The following is a 17,279-nucleotide window of genomic DNA, read 5'->3' as shown; positions in this document are numbered from 1 at the left end:
TTGAATAGTGTCAAAAACCTCTTTACTATAACGCGCTTTATTCTTCTATTGCTTATGATAAAATGTTGGTATGCTGAAATAAATCAACATCGACGACTATTTCTTTCAAAGGAAATAATTGATTAGAAGTTGGTTATATTTATAGTTAATATAATAAATTGATAATTCAGGAAATCTATAAAATAATAGTAGAATTACAATTTGAATATCAATGTACACAATTAGAAGATTATCGATTTTATGCCGAACTAAAAGACGGCAGATTATTTAAGTGGCATTTCGCTCTTTAAAATAATCCAAAAACTTTTGTGGAAAAGAAAATGAAAGGCTTATTCTTACTTTTTGGATGCTATTTAATGGTGAACTGTGCCGTAGCTCAAAATTGTCCAACATTGATTTCACCGGCGGATGGAAGCACCAATATTCCAGTGGATGCTACAATTGTTTGGAACAATATTACCGGTGTAACAGGATATATCATTTCTCTAGGAACTACTCCGGAGGGTACAGATCTACTGAATAGAAGAAGTGTTGGTAGTGTTACGAACTATACCCCACCGACAGGTCTCCCGGAAAATACTCAGATCTATGTGACGATAACACTTTTCTTTTTAGGCAATATTCCAGAAATAGTCTGTCCTGCTGGTTCGTTTAGAACAGCGGATGTATTGACACCTCCCGCATGTACACAATTAAATAGCCCTCTTGATGGTGCCACAGATGTAAATGTAGCTACAAATATATCTTGGGATTATGCCCCTACCGCGACATCTTATGAGGTTTTTTTAGGAACCAGTCCCGGCGGTAATGAAATCGAAAATGGCTTAAATGTTGGTAATGCACTGTCCTATAATCCACCAACAGATTTTGATTTTGAAACCATAATCTACGTAACCATCGTACCAAGGAATGAAAATGGACCGGCAACCTTGCTCTGTCCTTCAACTTCATTTACCACAGGTGAAGCTGCTGTGCTGCCGTCATGCACGAGCTTGGTGAGCCCCTCAAACGGTGAAACAAATGTCCCCTTGAATCCTATACTGGAATGGACTGAGATTCCAGAAGCGGAGGGTTATCGTGTAACTATAGGAACCTCCCCTTTTAATAATGATATCTTAGAGAATTCGGTCTTCACAACAAATTCAACACTGGTAACCAATTTTGAACCTAATAGGAATTTTTTCATAACAATAGTCCCATTTAATAGTGCTGGGAGTGCGATAGGCTGTCAACAGGAAAGTTTTTCTACGGTGATTGGTTGCGGTCCATTTTTTGACCCGGCTACAGGTGAATTAATTTCTTTGAATCCGGTCATTGACTTTCCAGATAGTATAGGAATTTGTTTGAACGAAAATTCATCAATCATTACCGCTCCCGATACAGCTGATGGATATCGTTGGTTTAGGATTAATGACATAGGTGGAGAAGAGTTGATTTCGTCGACCGAAATGGTAGAAATAACCGAAGCTGGCAATTATATCTACGAAGCCTATGATATTCTGACCCAGAATGGCAACCTTATAGAATGTAATTCAAGAAAAGAATTTGTAGTCGTGGCTTCGGAAGCCCCTGTTATATCGGATGCTAGGTCAATTCCCGGAGCAGATGGATCTTTAAGGATTGAAATTACTGCTTCCGGTATGGGAGCTTATGAATTTGCTTTGGATGATATTAATGGGCCATATCAAGACAGTAATCTTTTTACCAACGTACCTGCGGGAAATCATACCGTTTTTGTGCGGGATAAAAATGGTTGCGGCATAGAACAAAAAAATATCGATCAGAGTCTCAGCCTAGAAGGTTTCCCAAAATTTTTTACTCCCAACGGAGATAATGCCAATGATTATTGGCAATATATACCACCGGTGAACACTGGCGAGATAAATTTTAGGACCATCTTTATATTTGACAGTTTTGGTAAATTATTGACTCAAATAGATCCGAACTCCCGTGGTTGGAACGGAGAATTCAAGGGCAGTCCTTTACCAGCTTCAGATTATTGGTTCAAAGCTGTTGCCAACGATGGTAATGAAATAAAGGGCCATTTTACCCTAAAAAGATAATTTTCCGAGTCGCAGTTTATTCCCTTCCTTTCGTAACTTTAAAGCATGAAGTTTAAAGTAGTTTCAGAGTTCAAACCCACAGGGGACCAGCCCAATGCCATAAAAGAACTAAGCCAAGGTTTAGAGGCCAAAGAAAAATATCAAACCTTGCTTGGCGTTACCGGTTCCGGTAAGACTTTTACAGTAGCGAACGTAATCAAGGAAGTGCAAAAGCCAACTTTGGTATTGGCACATAATAAGACTTTGGCCGCCCAGCTGTACTCGGAGTTCAAACAGTTTTTTCCTGAAAATGCCATTGAATATTTTGTGTCTTACTATGACTACTACCAACCGGAAGCCTATATTCCTACGAGTGGTGTGTACATTGAAAAAGACCTTTCCATTAATGAGGATATAGAGAAGTTACGCTTAAGTGCCACTTCCTCCCTACTATCGGGAAGAAGGGATGTACTGGTTGTCGCTTCCGTTTCTTGTTTGTATGGTATTGGTAATCCGGTAGAATTCCAAAAAAATGTGATTTCAATACAAAAAGACCAAGTAATTGCCCGGACCAAGTTTTTGCACCAATTGGTTCAAGGGCTTTATTCCCGTACCACTGCGGACTTTAGAAATGGTAACTTCAGGGTAAAGGGTGATGTGGTAGATGTGTTCCCCAGTTACGCGGACCACGCCTTTAGAATACATTTTTTTGGGGATGAAATAGAGGAAATCGAGGCCTTTGACCCATTTAATAATAATATTATTGAGGTTTATGAAAACTTGAATATCTATCCTGCAAACATGTTCGTTACCTCTCAAGATGTGTTGCAAAATGCGATACATAATATTCAGGACGATTTGGTGAAGCAGACCGATTATTTCAAGGAAATTGGAAAACCTTTGGAAGCCAAAAGACTGGAAGAGCGCACCAACTTTGATTTAGAAATGATTCGGGAATTGGGGTATTGTTCCGGTATTGAAAATTATTCTCGTTATTTGGATGGACGGGAACCAGGCACACGGCCTTTCTGCTTGTTGGATTACTTTCCGGACGACTATCTAATGGTAATCGATGAAAGTCATGTTACCATTCCACAAGTGCACGCCATGTACGGTGGTGACCGTTCCAGAAAAGAAAACCTGGTAGAATATGGTTTTAGACTTCCAGCGGCGATGGACAACCGCCCTTTAAAGTTCGAAGAGTTTGAGGCATTGCAAAACCAAGTGATCTATGTGAGTGCCACTCCCGCGGATTACGAATTACAGTTGAGCCAAGGTGTCTACGTAGAACAGGTTATCCGTCCTACGGGATTGTTGGATCCTATCATTGAAGTGAGGCCAAGCCTGAACCAGATCGATGATCTGGTGGAAGAAATGCAACAAAGAGTAGAAAAAGACGAACGCACCCTTGTAACGACCCTGACAAAACGGATGGCGGAAGAGCTTGCCAAATACTTGGATAGAATAAATGTACGCTGTAGGTATATACACAGTGATGTGGATACTTTGGAGCGTGTTGAAATTATGCAAGATCTTAGAAAAGGTATTTTTGATGTATTGATAGGTGTAAATTTATTGCGCGAGGGGTTAGATCTCCCCGAAGTTTCATTGGTCGCCATTTTAGATGCGGACAAGGAAGGTTTTTTAAGAAGCAATAGATCCCTGATCCAAACCGTGGGAAGAGCTGCAAGACATTTAAATGGAACGGCAATTATGTATGCCGATAAGATTACGGACAGCATGCAGAAAACAATTGACGAAACAAATTATCGCCGTCAAAAACAAATAGAATACAACACAAAAAATAACATTACACCCAAAGCTTTGAATAAAAGTTTGGATAGTGTTTTAGCTAAAAATTCTGTCTCTACGTACCACTTTGAAAAGGAAGAATTAAGAGCTGCCGAACCCGAGTTGGAATACATGACCAAAGCACAAATCGAAAAGCTAATTAAGGACAAAAGAAAAGCCATGGAAAAGGCTGCAAAAGAATTGGATTTTATGCAAGCAGCGAAATTGAGAGACGAGATAAAAGTACTTCAAAAACAAGAATAAATTAATGATTTCGTTCTTTTTTGTTTAAAAACAAATAAAATAAGAAATATAATTTATAAGTTTAAATCATTTACTTTAAATATCTGGTTTTAAAATAATTGATAAAATTTTTAGATAAGACTAAATTTGATTTAAACTAGCGAATTAATGAAATTTAGCATTTTTTATACAGAGCTTTTATTATAATGATGCCGCATAAAAAAGAAATCTATTTTCGCTTTATAAAATAAATGTAAGGTTATTTTAACGACCCTAAAAATTGATTATTTCACTGTATTTTTCAAGTTAAAAATAGCCAAAATTAGTCTGATAAATCACTTCATAAATAGTAAAAACAACATCGATTTCACACTCCATAAATTTGTCAAAAGTATTTTTTTGCTATGCTCCCCTATTCGTTAAATCATCAAAAACCATTATTCAAAAATCAAAAATATGCCTAGCCGAATTCCACTTACTTTTCACGTATAACACAACAATCAAATTTTACTATTTTGAATTAGTGCGCCGCGTGCAACTAAAATTAAAACTTAAACATAGGAAGCAAATTGAACCGATAATTTTAGTTTAATAGTTGCATTAAAAAAGGCCCTGAAAAAATCCAGAGCCTTTTAGGTTGATTTCGTATTCGGAAATTAGGATGCTACAACCTTTACGGGCAACGTATAAACCCTTCCCTCTACTTTACCTGCAAAGTCGACCTTAGTGTAATTAAGTCTACTTTTCACAAAACTAGTTATAGAAGCGTTAGTGCCCTCTATAGACAATACCACTATTTCTCCAGCTTGGTTAAACGTTAATCTAACGTTTGCCACCAACTCATCCTCTACCGTAAAAGGGTTATCTTCAAGGAGTGTGTAAATCTGTTTTGACAATTCAGTTTTAGGCTTAACAGCTTTATCCAAGTCATTGGCAAATACATTGCTTAAAGTCATTAAAGCTAACATTGCCATCATTACGTTGATTTTTTTCATTTTAATCTATTTTTCGTTTTATTAATTTGTTTTCCGTAACGGATATTTATATGATGGCACTTTGTTCGTGGAATTAATTTCAAATAACATCAGCTTATCAGTTTTAACAGATATTTATGATACTGATTTATTGATGATAATTCATTTTAATATCTGAAAATGATAACAAAATTATATTTTCATCAAAAAAAGTTTTCAAATAATTATAATTATTTAATATTTGAAACATATCATTATAGACATTCCATTATCATATTTTAGAAAATCAGGTGAAAAATTTTATGTTGGCATACTTACTTTTGGTCCTATTTTTAAAATAAAAAAAGTGCCTTGACATTCATCAAGACACTTTTTAAACTAACCAACCAAACAATAACTATGAAAATCTAAATTTTTAGTCACATAAATTTTACTTTATGACAACTCTATCATTCTTTTTGGCTTTGGTAAAGCCTCTTCTTTTTTAGGAAGATTAAATTTTAAAATACCGTTTTCGTAGTTCGCTTTTATATTATCGCTAGCTACACTTTCTGGAAGTGTAAATGCTCTCTTAAAAGACGAGTATCCAAATTCTCTTCTCGTATAATTCTCTTCTGAAACTTCTTTTTCATTTTTAAGTTCAGATGAGATGGTAAGGACGTTATCATCAATTTCTATATTGAAATCCTCTTTTGCTCTTCCTGGAACGGAGAGTTCCAATTCAAAATCCTTTTCATTTTCCTTAATGTTGACCGCTGGCATAGTGTTATGGTTCTCCAATCCACCAAACCAATCCGGCTTGAAAATTTCATTCATTAATGATGGAAATAGCACATCGTTTCTTTTTATTAAACTCATGATTTTATCTTTTACAAGGTTAAACTTTTCATTACGCCTTGAATAGGACAAATGTTGTACCAGAGCTTTTTATCTGTCTTTTTGTCCGTTTTAATGTTATACTTAATGACAAAAAGTCGCTTTTAGATTGATTTTCTAATCAATCTTGACAGCCTTCGAAGTAAATTTAATTGTAATGTGCCTTAAAAATATTGATAAGGACTTCTGGTGGAACCACCTTATTAGGGTATTTATGCATGATGGCGAGCACTTGTTGTATAGCGGAAGGTGGCAAACCCATGGAAAGCCCCATATCGTGCAAGCGTTTTATTTCGATTAAATCCTGGTGGTTATCCACATTCATCAATAAGACCAATCTGTGGAACTGCACAATTCGTTCTGCTTGAGACTTGGGTATAACGTGCTCCGCTTCCTCTTTGAAAAGCGAATCGAATACCTTTTTGGATACATTAAGTTGCTGCGCTACACTAAAAAGGAAGTCGTACTCCGACTGCTTCACGGTATTATCTACCCTTGCAAATGCAATCATTTCCGATAGAATACTCAACTTTTCCTTCTCGCTATTCATTTTCCTATAATTTCCTTACCAACAACTATTTAAATAACTTAAAAAAACTGGAAATAGTATAGGCGGTTAGCCAATAGTATTGCTCAAATAATAATACCTTGCAATAAATTTATCCGAATGACCAATAACGATATTTTCAAAAAATTGAGGGTTGCCCTCAAGCTCCGGGACGATGAAATAGTAGACATTCTAACCCTTGTAGATTTTAAGATGTCCAAAAGTGAATTAGGCGCTTTTTTTAGAAATGAAGAGCATCCTAATTACATGGAGTGTGGAGATCAGGTACTGCGCAATTTTTTGAACGGTCTTGTGCTGCATTTGAGAGGCACCAAAGAAAATCCGAAAAATCCAGGAGAAGTTCTTCTCCGAAAGAAAATAGCTCCAAAAGTAGTGGTACAGGGGAAAAACTTCAAAAGTAAACAACATAAAAAATATGACAGCGCTGTGTCTCCGGTAAAATATAAGAACAAAAAAAAATCCTGAAGTTGGCTTCAGGATTTTTTTTTAATACTATTATTTAAGCTTCTACTCTAACTGGAATAGTATATAGCTTACCTTCCTCCACTTTGTCCAGTTCAATTTTTTTATAATTTAATTTAGATTTTACAAAACTTTCAAACTGCTCTGAATCGCTATCAACGGAAAGCACTACAATCTCTCCTACGTTATTTAATGTAAATCGTACCTGAGCTGATGTTCCCTTCGTAAATTTACCTTTAGAAAGCATTTTTGAAATTTGAGCGGAAATGTTGTTTTTTGGTTTTACACCTTCAACATAACCGTTTGCCAAAACATTGCCTGTTACTATTAAAAAGGCCGCTACTACTAAACTGATTTTTTTCATGACTTGTTGTTTTTTCTCCGTTTGTTTTTTTAGAGATGGTTAACAATTGATTGATAATGAATTACTAAAAGACGTTTTCTTTATAAATAAAAATGTCATAAGCAATATTTTTAGTCGATTCAATAACTCTCAAAGACAACTCAAAATTATATTTAATAAATGATAATTAGGTCAATCCCGAACATTCTTAACCATCTTTTCAAACAAAAGAACTTTTCTTAAAACGCCACATAAAAAAAGCAACATTAAGATAATGTTGCTTTGAAAATATTTGATTTTTAAGAATGAAATCTAGGCCAAAACCTCTTTAACTTTATCCGCCGCTTCTTGAAACTGTACTGCAGAATGTACTGCCAAACCGGAATTGTCTATAATTTCCTTGGCTATTTCCGCATTGGTACCTTGTAATCTTACGATAATTGGAACTTTAATGGCATCTCCCATGTTCTTGTAAGCTTCAACAATACCATTGGCAACACGATCACAACGTACGATTCCGCCAAAAATATTCACTAGGATAGCTTTTACACCATCATCCTTTAAGATTATTCTGAAAGCCTCCTCTACCCTTTTAGCATCTGCCGTACCACCAACATCTAAAAAATTAGCAGGCTCTCCACCGGCCATTTTGATCAAGTCCATAGTGGCCATGGCCAAACCGGCACCATTTACCATGCAACCTACGTTTCCGTCCAAATCTACATAGTTGAGTCCCAGTGCCCCGGCTTCAACCTCAATATCGTTTTCTTCCCTAAGATCACGCATCTCTGCGTATTGCTTTCTTCTATACAAAGCATTATCGTCTATCGAGACTTTGGCATCTACCGCCATAATCTTATCATCGGAGGTCTTTAGTACCGGGTTAATTTCAAACATACTGGAATCACTTTCCACATATGCTTTGTATAAAGACGCTACAAACTTGGTCATTTCCTTGAACGCCGTTCCAGAAAGACCAAGGTTAAAAGCAATTTTTCTGGCTTGGAAAGGTAAAAGTCCCGTCGCAGGGTCTATCTCTTCATTGAATATTAGATGTGGCGTTTTTTCAGCAACCTCTTCAATATCCATACCCCCTTCGGTAGAATACATAATCATATTTCTTCCCGTGCCTCTGTTCAATAGAACGGACATGTAGAACTCGCTTGTTTCGCTATCACCCGGATAATAAACATCTTCCGCAACCAATACTTGATGAACTTTTTTACCCTCCGCGGAAGTTTGGGGCGTAACAAGGTTCATCCCGATAATCTGACCCGCAATTTCTTCTACTTCCTTTAGGTTTTTGGCCAATTTTACTCCACCACCTTTTCCTCTTCCGCCTGCATGTACCTGTGCTTTAATGACATGCCATCCCGTTCCCGTCTCGGCCGTTAATTGTTTAGCGGCATCAACAGCTTCTTTTGGGTTATGCGCCACAATGCCTCTTTGGATTCTAACGCCAAAACTAGCTAATATCTCTTTTCCTTGATATTCGTGAAGATTCATATTCTCAGGTGATTTTTATTTGTTGTGCAAAAATAACAAAGAAGCAACAATTATGAAGGATTAAAACGAGGATAATAGTTTACGTTACCAAAACTTCACCATTAAATCTATTGTTGACCAAATTTAAGATATAAGTAATACTACACTTCGATATCCTTGAAATCCAACGGGTCAAAATTTTTGAAATGTCCGTTCATTTCTATCGTTTTCTTAGTGCGCTCTACCTCGCTTAATACCGCTATCGTAGAGGTCAAGTGCTTGTTCAAGAAAGACAAACGCTCCATCTCTGTAGGTATTTTTAATAATTCATACTCCTGTTCAAAGGACAATCCGATTTTATGGGCCAATGTAAAACTGTTGAATTTATCCATGGGGATTGTAGAAAAGGGTACTTCCATCATTCCATATAATTCTTGAATCTTATTGATTATTTTTTGTTTGTAAGCCACATCGGATTCATAATCATATTCTAAAAAATCTACCAGACCACCCGCATAAGATTTACCTTCCATTTCATTCTCAAAAGTCAATATCTTGAAAACTTGCCGGGCCACCCCAACAACATCCATCTCACCATTTTCATAAGTAGTAACCACTTCAACAAGTTGTACTTCTACCCCATATTCCAGTACATTATTAATATAAACGGGTATTCCAAAAGTGATGGCCTCCGTTCTACAGTCATTAATGAGTTCCTTGTATCTAGGCTCGAATATGTGTAACGGAACAGTTTCACCGGGAAAAAAAATGGATTGTAACGGAAATAAAGGTAATTTCATTTATGTAAAAAGCTTTTCTAGTTAATTTTTTCTGAGTGCAAATCCAATTACTGTGAATTGAATTCAGTCTATATTTATTGACACTTACCAACTATATTATATTTTAAAAATACGACGGTTTGCCCAACAGGACAAGCATAAAAAAGAAATACAAAAAGTTTTAAATATAACATTTTGTTGTATTTTTCTACTTTATATTGATTTTTTTTGTGAACCCGGAAAGGTAAGCTAGATTTGCTCAAAATGTATTTTAGATGAAAAATGCCGATTTACTCAATATTGCAAAAACATATGGCGACCCTGTCTATGTTTACGATTCCGAAAAAATAATAGCTCAATTCAATCGGTTGACAAAAGCTTTTAGCACTGTTGAAAACCTAAAGCTCAACTATGCGGCCAAGGCTCTTTCCAATATTTCCATTTTGCGTTTAATGAACAGTTTGGGCAGCGGATTGGACACAGTTTCCATTCAAGAAGTACATCTTGGGCTATTGGCAGGTTTTAAACCGGAATCCATCATATTTACCCCGAACGGCGTTTCGCTACAGGAAATAGAGGAAGCGGCAAAATTGGGAGTTCGCATCAATATAGACAATCTTTCCATTTTGGAACAATTTGGTAGCAAACATCCGGATATTCCCGTGTGTATACGTATTAATCCGCATGTGATGGCCGGTGGCAACTCCAATATTTCCGTCGGACATATCGATTCTAAGTTCGGTATTAGCATTCATCAGATACCGCATCTGTTACGAATTGTAGAACTGACCAAAATGAATATCAATGGTATCCATATGCACACCGGAAGCGATATTCTTGACATAGATGTGTTCCTTTATGCTTCTGAAATTCTTTTTGAGACAGCTAAAAACTTTAAAAATCTAGATTTCATCGATTTTGGAAGTGGTTTTAAAGTACCTTATAAAGAGGGCGATATAGAAACCAATATTGAAGAATTAGGTGAAAAATTAAGCACTAGGTTCAATGAATTTTGTGCGGATTATGGCAAAGAACTTACATTGGCGTTTGAACCGGGCAAATTTTTGGTAAGCGAGGCAGGTTACTTTTTGGCTAAGGTAAATGTTGTAAAACAGACCACTTCTACGGTATTTGCCAGCATAGATTCAGGGTTTAATCATTTGATCAGACCCATGTTATACGGATCTACCCACCAAATCATAAATATTTCAAATCCGGGAGGACGGGAACGTTATTATTCTGTAGTCGGATATATCTGTGAAACAGATACATTTGCGAGCAACAGACGTATCAATGAAATAAAGGAAGACGATATTCTCTGTTTTAAAAATGCAGGAGCTTATTGTTTTACCATGGCCAGTAATTACAACTCCAGATTTAGACCGCCAGAAGTGCTATGGCACGAGGGTAAGGCCATTCTGATCAGGGAACGTGAAGATTTTGATGATTTGATTAAAAATCAAGTGGATGTCAAAGATCTGTTTTCAGTAAAGCAAACGGCCAAAGTGAAATAAACACATAAAAAAAACGTTAGTTTTGGTATAGTTATTGGACTAATTCCTCAAAAAAATACCATGAAAACTGAATTTTCCTTTTTAAGAAAATCATTCATTTATATAGCGTTCATTTTAATATGCACATTTACGTATGCCCAAGAAGTAACTTGGCTTACTTGGAACGAGGCAGCTGAATTGGCCGCGACCGATGAAAACCCTAAAAAAGTTTTTATCGATGTGTATACGGATTGGTGTGGATGGTGCAAAAAAATGGATAAGGACACCTTTCAAAATCCCGAAGTTGCCGCTTATATGTCACAGAATTTTTATATGGTAAAGATGGATGGGGAAGGCAAAGAGCCTATTGAGTTCAAAGGAAAGACCTACAACTTTGTTCCTTCTGGAAGAAAAGGCTACCACGAGTTCGCTGCCGCGTTGATGCAAGGTAGAATGAGTTATCCTACTACCATCTTTCTGGATGAGGAAATGAATATGCTATCTCCCGTACCAGGTTATCAAAAACCTCAACCCTTTCTAAATATTGCCAAATACTTTGGAGACGATATTTATAAAGAGAAAGATTGGAAATCCTATACTAGCTCAAGAAAATAGTTAATTTCTTTTATTCAACTTTTAGTATTCCCCTCATCACGGTGTGGTGTCCCGGAAAGGTACATACATATTCATATATTCCCGGTTCGGTAGGAGCTGTAAAATAAATACTTTCCGCATCTTGTGGAGCCACCATGTTGGTATGTGCCAAAATTTCGTCCGATTTTGGAATAAAACTCATTTCCATACCGTCCAAACCAAGTTTTAAAGCTGCCTCACCCACCTCATTTGCTTTATCAGGATTTACAAATACAAAATTATGAGGCATATCATCACTATTATTGAACGTGAGCTTTACCTTTTCACCGGCTTTAACCGTTAATTCCGTTTTATCGAATTTTAAGCCGGGTAAGGTTCCTAATTGTATTTCTACATCAACCTTACCTTTCCAAGCCGCGGGCAATTCAGTGACACGCAGGTTGGATGACTCAACTTTTGTTGTTACATCGTTACTTGATGCTACAATACTATTATTTTCATCCGGAACTTCGTTCAAAGTATAATATCCAAAGTCGTGCAATAAAGGTTTGCCGCTTCTGTTTTTAACGCCAGATGCCTTTATTTCATAAATAAAACCTTTTCTAAACTTATCCAGTTTTAAGGTAGCACTCAAACCATCCTCCGACAATTCAATCGCCTTGATTGTTCTGGCTTCTTTCATATGTACAGGGCTGCCATAAAAATGATGATACTTGTAAGTAAAGTCCGTTACTTGGTAAGAAGCTATCTCTTTTGCCGATGCTTCGTTAACAGGTTGCGTGAATTCTAGCATAAAACCGTCCGATTTTACTTTAATGGTTTTAACTTCAAAAGGCATTTTACCTGTCCAAGAAAAGCGCTCCAAAGCGTAAGAGTCCTGACCTCTAGAAGCCCATCCTCTACTCGTCTGCCCAACGTAAACAGCATCTTTCTCCGGATTGTACTGCAAACGTAAAACCCCTGAGGAAAAGCCATCAATAAAAGGAAAGCACACGCCTTGGTATACCCCGTTTATCTTCTCTTGAAAAACACGCATAATTTTACTGTGGCCTTGGTCCCCTACCATCATCTGACCCGTAAATGGCCCCATCTTATCATTGAAAAACGCAATGTCCGATGTAGAAATTCCCATTAATGTGTGGGGGAACCATACTGATGGTGGTTTTACCGCATCGATCTCATCCTTATATTCATACAGTGTAAGTTCTTTGGTATCGTCAATGTCTTCAAAATTTATAGACAGGGGAGAATTTTTCTCTTGGGACCAATGCAACCCCTCAGGATTTCCGGCAAAATCACCGAGTTCCAAATGCGTCATACGGCCAGAACCTACCCAATCCCCTTGATTTTCGGTATAGAAAATATCACCATTGGCATTAATTCCCATACCCGCAGGTGAACGTAGACCTGTAGCATAGGGTTTTACCTCGCCATTTGGAGAAACTTTGAGCATCCAACCGCTCCATTTGGATTTACTTACCCCTTTACCCTCCCATCCAAGGTTCAATGTCACTACCATATCACCATCTTCGGTAAATAAAGGACCATAGGAATACTCATGATAATTACCATACAGTTCCCAAGTGGTAATTGTCTCGTACTCGTTCGCTTCATTGTCACCATCGGTATCCGTGATTTTGGTCAGTTCACCACGTTGGTTGGCATAAAAGGAACCATCCTTGAAGGCCAATCCCAGTGGTTCGTGTAACCCATGGGCAAATCTCACAAAGTTGGGATTATCGTTATTGGGATTCAGAATCAACCACAGTTCTCCCCTTCTGGTTATGGCGCCGAGCTGACCTTTATCGTTAAATGCCAGACCCCCTATTTCCAAGGCAATTTCTTCGGGTATCGAGATTTTTTCTATGGGATAATACATGGCTTCGGTATCTTGAGCCTGACCACATACCTGATTATACATCAATAGTACCAAAAAGGATAAAATATGTTTTAACGCTTTCATCTTATACTGCTTAATTTTCTTACTATTTACCACAATAATGAATATTTTACTTCTTTGCCTTCTTTAACTTCGTACATCAACTCCAATGTGCCGTTCACCTCTCTTATAAAAGGCTCTACCTCTCCTTCATTTTTTAAATAGTATTTACCGTCGATATTATAATAGTCTTGATTCACTTTTTCAATTGATTCTCCCATACCCACTCTCGAATATAAAGTATCTGCGCCCTTGGATTTAAGCGTTCTTATTAGGCCATCGCCGTTCGCCGAAGGAGAATAATAATCGAAGAGCATCATGTTTCCAAGCTGATATTTAAAAACAGGCCTTTTTTCTTGGTTCATACTGTATCCATTACCTTTTATATTTGTCGGAAGTCCTTCAGGATATATAGCCTCGTTGCTTTCCAATTGTGCTGCAATAATATTTTCGGTTATTTCCGAGGATACGCTTTGAGGCACCAGGACCTGCTCTATTCCACGACCCTGCCACATTTCCGTAACATTGGCAAAATTTCCTTTCCATATTTTCAAGAGGCTTCCCGTATTAAGATCATAGGTGTAGTGTACACCCTCCGGATTACCAACGGATATAGCATGTGTACGCTTTTCGTCACCATAATAGGCAAAGCTTCTAATCATTTCCGGAGATGTAACAGCTTTTACCAAAAAGGGTGTTTTCTTCTCTTTTGGTTGAATTGGACGCTGTCCTTGAAGAGTACGCAGTTCTTGTTCCGGTCCTTCATACTGCAACATTAATTCTTTTTGCCCGTCATCATTAAAATAATCTACACGTATCTTATGAAGTCCTTCGGATAAATTTATCATACCATGTTTTGGTGGATTGGAAGCGTGTTTACCATCTCCGTCTATTAACAATTTTTCATCAATATAAATTTTTGTGCCATCGTCCGAAAACAAATGAAATAAATAGTCTCCCTGTTTTGGCACATTAAGGTTTCCGGTAAATCTAAAGGCTACTCCATCCCTACGTTTGGAAAGTTTATCTATATCCATTGTACTAGTAGTATCTGACGTTACTACCGTTAGATCATCCAGATTTGGCAACTTCAAAACCGGGGTTTCTACTTCATAATACTTATAAGCTAAATTTGTAATGAACATGAATTCATTTCCATAGCACCTGTATTTCATATTTCTAAAAGCTACGGGTCCGTGATCACCTTGAAACATTAACGGCGCTTTGACTACTTCTGGTTCATTTTCTGCACTGGCTGCCCTTGTAGCTCCTGTTACCTCTACATTTTCATGAATCTTAACACCATTATGTACAACTTTTTCAAAACGTGCGTTCGCAATCTTATTTCCATCAGCATCGAATCTGGGAGCTCTGAACTTTACATATAAATGTTGCCACAATCCGGGTGCTTTTGACGCATTTTGACTAGGTGGGCGACCTTCATATCCCTTTTTATTTTCAGGTTTGGAATCATCCCATCTTTCATAAATACTACCGCAATCTTGTACGGTCAGGTCATCCTTGCCCCAACTGTCAAAAAGTTGAATTTCATATCTACTCTGAAAATAAATACCGGAATTGGAACCTTTGGGCATCATAAACTCTATATCAAGCTCAATGTCTTCATGTTCAAAAACGGTGAACAGATTTGCTTTTTGAGTCTCCGTGTTTTGATTCACTAAAATACCTGTGCCGGTCTCTGTCTGTATATCATGTGTTTTCGAGAAGTCCGAAAGCACCTGTCCAACCACTTTCCAATTGTTTCCAACCGTTTTAAGAGATTCCAAATTTTCGAAATTAATTTCAGAAAATGGTAAAGATGTAATCATCTCCTCGTTTTCTTTTTTTACAATTTCTTGGGGTTTTTCATTACAATTTATAAACAGCAAAAAGGCAAATCCTAAACACACCTCTAAACACCTTATTTTTCTCATTGTATTTTTTTAACTGATAATATAGGAAGATAGTAAAAACACTAGTGCTTTTTTGCTTATATGGTAAAAATCAAATAGTATGGAGTGTAATACTTAAAATAACCATCTAAAGCATTAAATCAATAATGTAATATATGCAGGGTCTCCAATAGTCTTTTTAGTATAACGAAAAGAAAGAAAAGGTTTTCGCAGAAAAATGCCTAATGTATTTGAAATGAAGTAACAAACGAGAAAAAGGGTTCCAAAATAAATTGAAAACCCTTTCTAAACTATTTGAAGAATTACCTGCTATAGTTAGGTGATTCCTTTGTAATCGTAACATCATGCGGGTGGCTTTCATTGATACCACTTGCCGTTATTTTTACGAATTTTCCGGTTTCTTTTAAGGTTTCAATATCCTTGGCACCGCAATATCCCATTCCGGCACGTAAACCACCAACAAACTGATGAATGCTTTCAAATAAATCGCCTTTATAAGGCACACGGCCTACAATACCCTCTGGAACCAATTTTTTGATATCGTCCTCAACATCCTGAAAATAGCGGTCTTTTGACCCCTGTTTCATCGCCTCTACAGAGCCCATGCCACGATACGATTTAAATTTTCGTCCTTCGTAAATTATTGTCTCTCCGGGTGATTCTTTTGTACCTGCCAAGAGTGAACCTAACATTACGGTATCCGCTCCGGCCGCAATGGCTTTTGGTATATCTCCTGTATATCTGATTCCTCCATCCGCAATTACAGGAACCCCGGAACCTTTTACAGCAGCGGCTACTTCCAATACGGCAGAAAACTGCGGGAAACCTACTCCGGCGACAACCCTTGTTGTACATATAGACCCGGGACCTATTCCGACCTTAACAGCATCGGCACCGGCATCTACTAAGTATTTTGCCGCTTCCGCGGTAGCTATATTTCCCACGATAACTTCTAGTTCAGGAAACTTCTTCTTTACCTCTTTCAAAATAGTCACTACCCCGGCCGTATGACCGTGAGCGGTATCTATTACAATAGCATCTACCCCGGCATCTACCAATGCTTCCGCTCTTTCTACGGCATCTCCTGTTACTCCTAATGCCGCAGCAACTCTTAAACGACCGTATTGATCCTTGTTGGCACTGGGTTTTTGGGTCAGTTTTGTGATATCCCTAAAGGTTATCAATCCCACTAATTTATAATCCTTATCGACTACCGGTAATTTTTCAATTTTATTTTCTTGTAAAATATCTTCGGCCTGATCTAAAGAAGTTCCCTTACCGACCGTCACCAAATTTTCCGAGGTCATGACCTCGGAAATAGGTCGGTCATTATTCTTTTCAAAACGCAAATCACGATTCGTAACGATACCGATTAATTTACCTACATTATCCACTATTGGAATACCTCCAATACTATATTCCTTCATGTAGGCTTTCGCATCCCTCACAAAAGAATTTAAGGGCAAGGTCACGGGGTCCATGATCATACCGCTTTCCGCACGCTTCACCTTTCTGACTTTTAAGGCTTGCTGCTCAATAGTCATATTTTTATGCAATACCCCAATACCTCCTTCTTGTGCAATGGCAATGGCCATTCTGCTTTCCGTCACGGTATCCATAGCTGCGGAAACAATAGGAACGTTGATCGTAATATTTCTAGTGAATTTTGATTTGATACTGACTTCCCTTGGAAGCACTTCAGAGTACGCTGGTACTAACAGAACGTCATCATAGGTGAGACCTTCTCCGAGAATTTTATTTTGGTGGGCTTGCATAG

General features: G+C 37.5%; 14 protein-coding genes. 5 read left to right on the top strand and 9 right to left on the bottom strand.

Annotated elements, in window-relative coordinates; translation table 11 throughout:
- Positions 1 to 320: 320 nt before the first annotated feature.
- On the top strand, positions 321 to 2,063 hold the full coding sequence (locus ACKWBX_RS06090) for a T9SS type B sorting domain-containing protein (RefSeq protein WP_413967759.1): 1,743 nt from the start codon (positions 321 to 323) through the stop codon (positions 2,061 to 2,063).
- Between the two features lie 45 nt (positions 2,064 to 2,108).
- Positions 2,109 to 4,097 carry an excinuclease ABC subunit UvrB gene (gene uvrB / locus ACKWBX_RS06085; protein WP_413967758.1) on the top strand — a complete coding sequence of 663 codons (1,989 nt, stop codon included), beginning with the start codon at positions 2,109 to 2,111 and terminating at the stop codon, positions 4,095 to 4,097.
- 635 nt (positions 4,098 to 4,732) lie between these two features.
- Here the strand turns inward: uvrB and ACKWBX_RS06080 are convergent.
- From ACKWBX_RS06080 to ACKWBX_RS06070, 3 genes are all read right to left on the bottom strand, one after another.
- Complete coding sequence (locus ACKWBX_RS06080; RefSeq protein WP_413967757.1) at positions 4,733 to 5,053, bottom strand: hypothetical protein; 321 nt, start codon at positions 5,051 to 5,053, stop codon at positions 4,733 to 4,735.
- 432 nt (positions 5,054 to 5,485) lie between these two features.
- Positions 5,486 to 5,908: an Hsp20/alpha crystallin family protein gene (locus ACKWBX_RS06075; protein WP_413967756.1), complete on the bottom strand. Its 423-nt coding sequence runs from the start codon at positions 5,906 to 5,908 to the stop codon at positions 5,486 to 5,488.
- Between the two features lie 166 nt (positions 5,909 to 6,074).
- Positions 6,075 to 6,476 (bottom strand): TerB family tellurite resistance protein, encoded by a 402-nt coding sequence (locus ACKWBX_RS06070; RefSeq protein WP_413967755.1) that lies wholly within the window; start codon positions 6,474 to 6,476, stop codon positions 6,075 to 6,077.
- A gap of 117 nt (positions 6,477 to 6,593) precedes the next feature.
- Here ACKWBX_RS06070 and ACKWBX_RS06065 point away from each other — a divergent pair, with 117 nt between their 5' ends.
- Complete coding sequence (locus tag ACKWBX_RS06065) at positions 6,594 to 6,959, top strand: DUF1456 family protein (protein ID WP_413967754.1); 366 nt, start codon at positions 6,594 to 6,596, stop codon at positions 6,957 to 6,959.
- Positions 6,960 to 6,993: 34 nt separating this feature from the next.
- On the opposite strand, the gene ACKWBX_RS06060 is transcribed toward ACKWBX_RS06065, so the two are convergent.
- From ACKWBX_RS06060 to ACKWBX_RS06050, 3 genes are all read right to left on the bottom strand, one after another.
- Positions 6,994 to 7,320 carry a hypothetical protein gene (locus ACKWBX_RS06060; RefSeq protein WP_413967753.1) on the bottom strand — a complete coding sequence of 109 codons (327 nt, stop codon included), beginning with the start codon at positions 7,318 to 7,320 and terminating at the stop codon, positions 6,994 to 6,996.
- 291 nt (positions 7,321 to 7,611) lie between these two features.
- Complete coding sequence (gene sucC / locus ACKWBX_RS06055; protein ID WP_413967752.1) at positions 7,612 to 8,805, bottom strand: ADP-forming succinate--CoA ligase subunit beta; 1,194 nt, start codon at positions 8,803 to 8,805, stop codon at positions 7,612 to 7,614.
- A gap of 140 nt (positions 8,806 to 8,945) precedes the next feature.
- Positions 8,946 to 9,584 (bottom strand): LON peptidase substrate-binding domain-containing protein, encoded by a 639-nt coding sequence (locus tag ACKWBX_RS06050; protein WP_413967751.1) that lies wholly within the window; start codon positions 9,582 to 9,584, stop codon positions 8,946 to 8,948.
- A 254-nt stretch (positions 9,585 to 9,838) separates the two neighbouring features.
- Here ACKWBX_RS06050 and lysA point away from each other — a divergent pair, with 254 nt between their 5' ends.
- Positions 9,839 to 11,077: a diaminopimelate decarboxylase gene (gene lysA / locus ACKWBX_RS06045; RefSeq protein ID WP_413967750.1), complete on the top strand. Its 1,239-nt coding sequence runs from the start codon at positions 9,839 to 9,841 to the stop codon at positions 11,075 to 11,077.
- A gap of 60 nt (positions 11,078 to 11,137) precedes the next feature.
- Entirely contained in the window at positions 11,138 to 11,671 is a 534-nt protein-coding gene (locus ACKWBX_RS06040; RefSeq protein WP_413967749.1) for a thioredoxin family protein, read from the top strand.
- A gap of 10 nt (positions 11,672 to 11,681) precedes the next feature.
- Here ACKWBX_RS06040 and ACKWBX_RS06035 read toward each other — a convergent pair whose 3' ends face one another.
- From ACKWBX_RS06035 to guaB, 3 genes are all read right to left on the bottom strand, one after another.
- Entirely contained in the window at positions 11,682 to 13,613 is a 1,932-nt protein-coding gene (locus tag ACKWBX_RS06035) for a plastocyanin/azurin family copper-binding protein (RefSeq protein WP_413967748.1), read from the bottom strand.
- A 26-nt stretch (positions 13,614 to 13,639) separates the two neighbouring features.
- Positions 13,640 to 15,523 (bottom strand): family 16 glycoside hydrolase, encoded by a 1,884-nt coding sequence (locus ACKWBX_RS06030; protein WP_413967747.1) that lies wholly within the window; start codon positions 15,521 to 15,523, stop codon positions 13,640 to 13,642.
- Between the two features lie 281 nt (positions 15,524 to 15,804).
- Complete coding sequence (gene guaB / locus ACKWBX_RS06025; protein ID WP_413967990.1) at positions 15,805 to 17,277, bottom strand: IMP dehydrogenase; 1,473 nt, start codon at positions 17,275 to 17,277, stop codon at positions 15,805 to 15,807.
- Positions 17,278 to 17,279: the final 2 nt, after the last annotated feature.

This window comes from Maribacter algae (assembly GCF_047345745.1).
GTDB lineage: Bacteria > Bacteroidota > Bacteroidia > Flavobacteriales > Flavobacteriaceae > Maribacter.
This window is presented reverse-complemented; position numbering and strand designations above follow the sequence as displayed.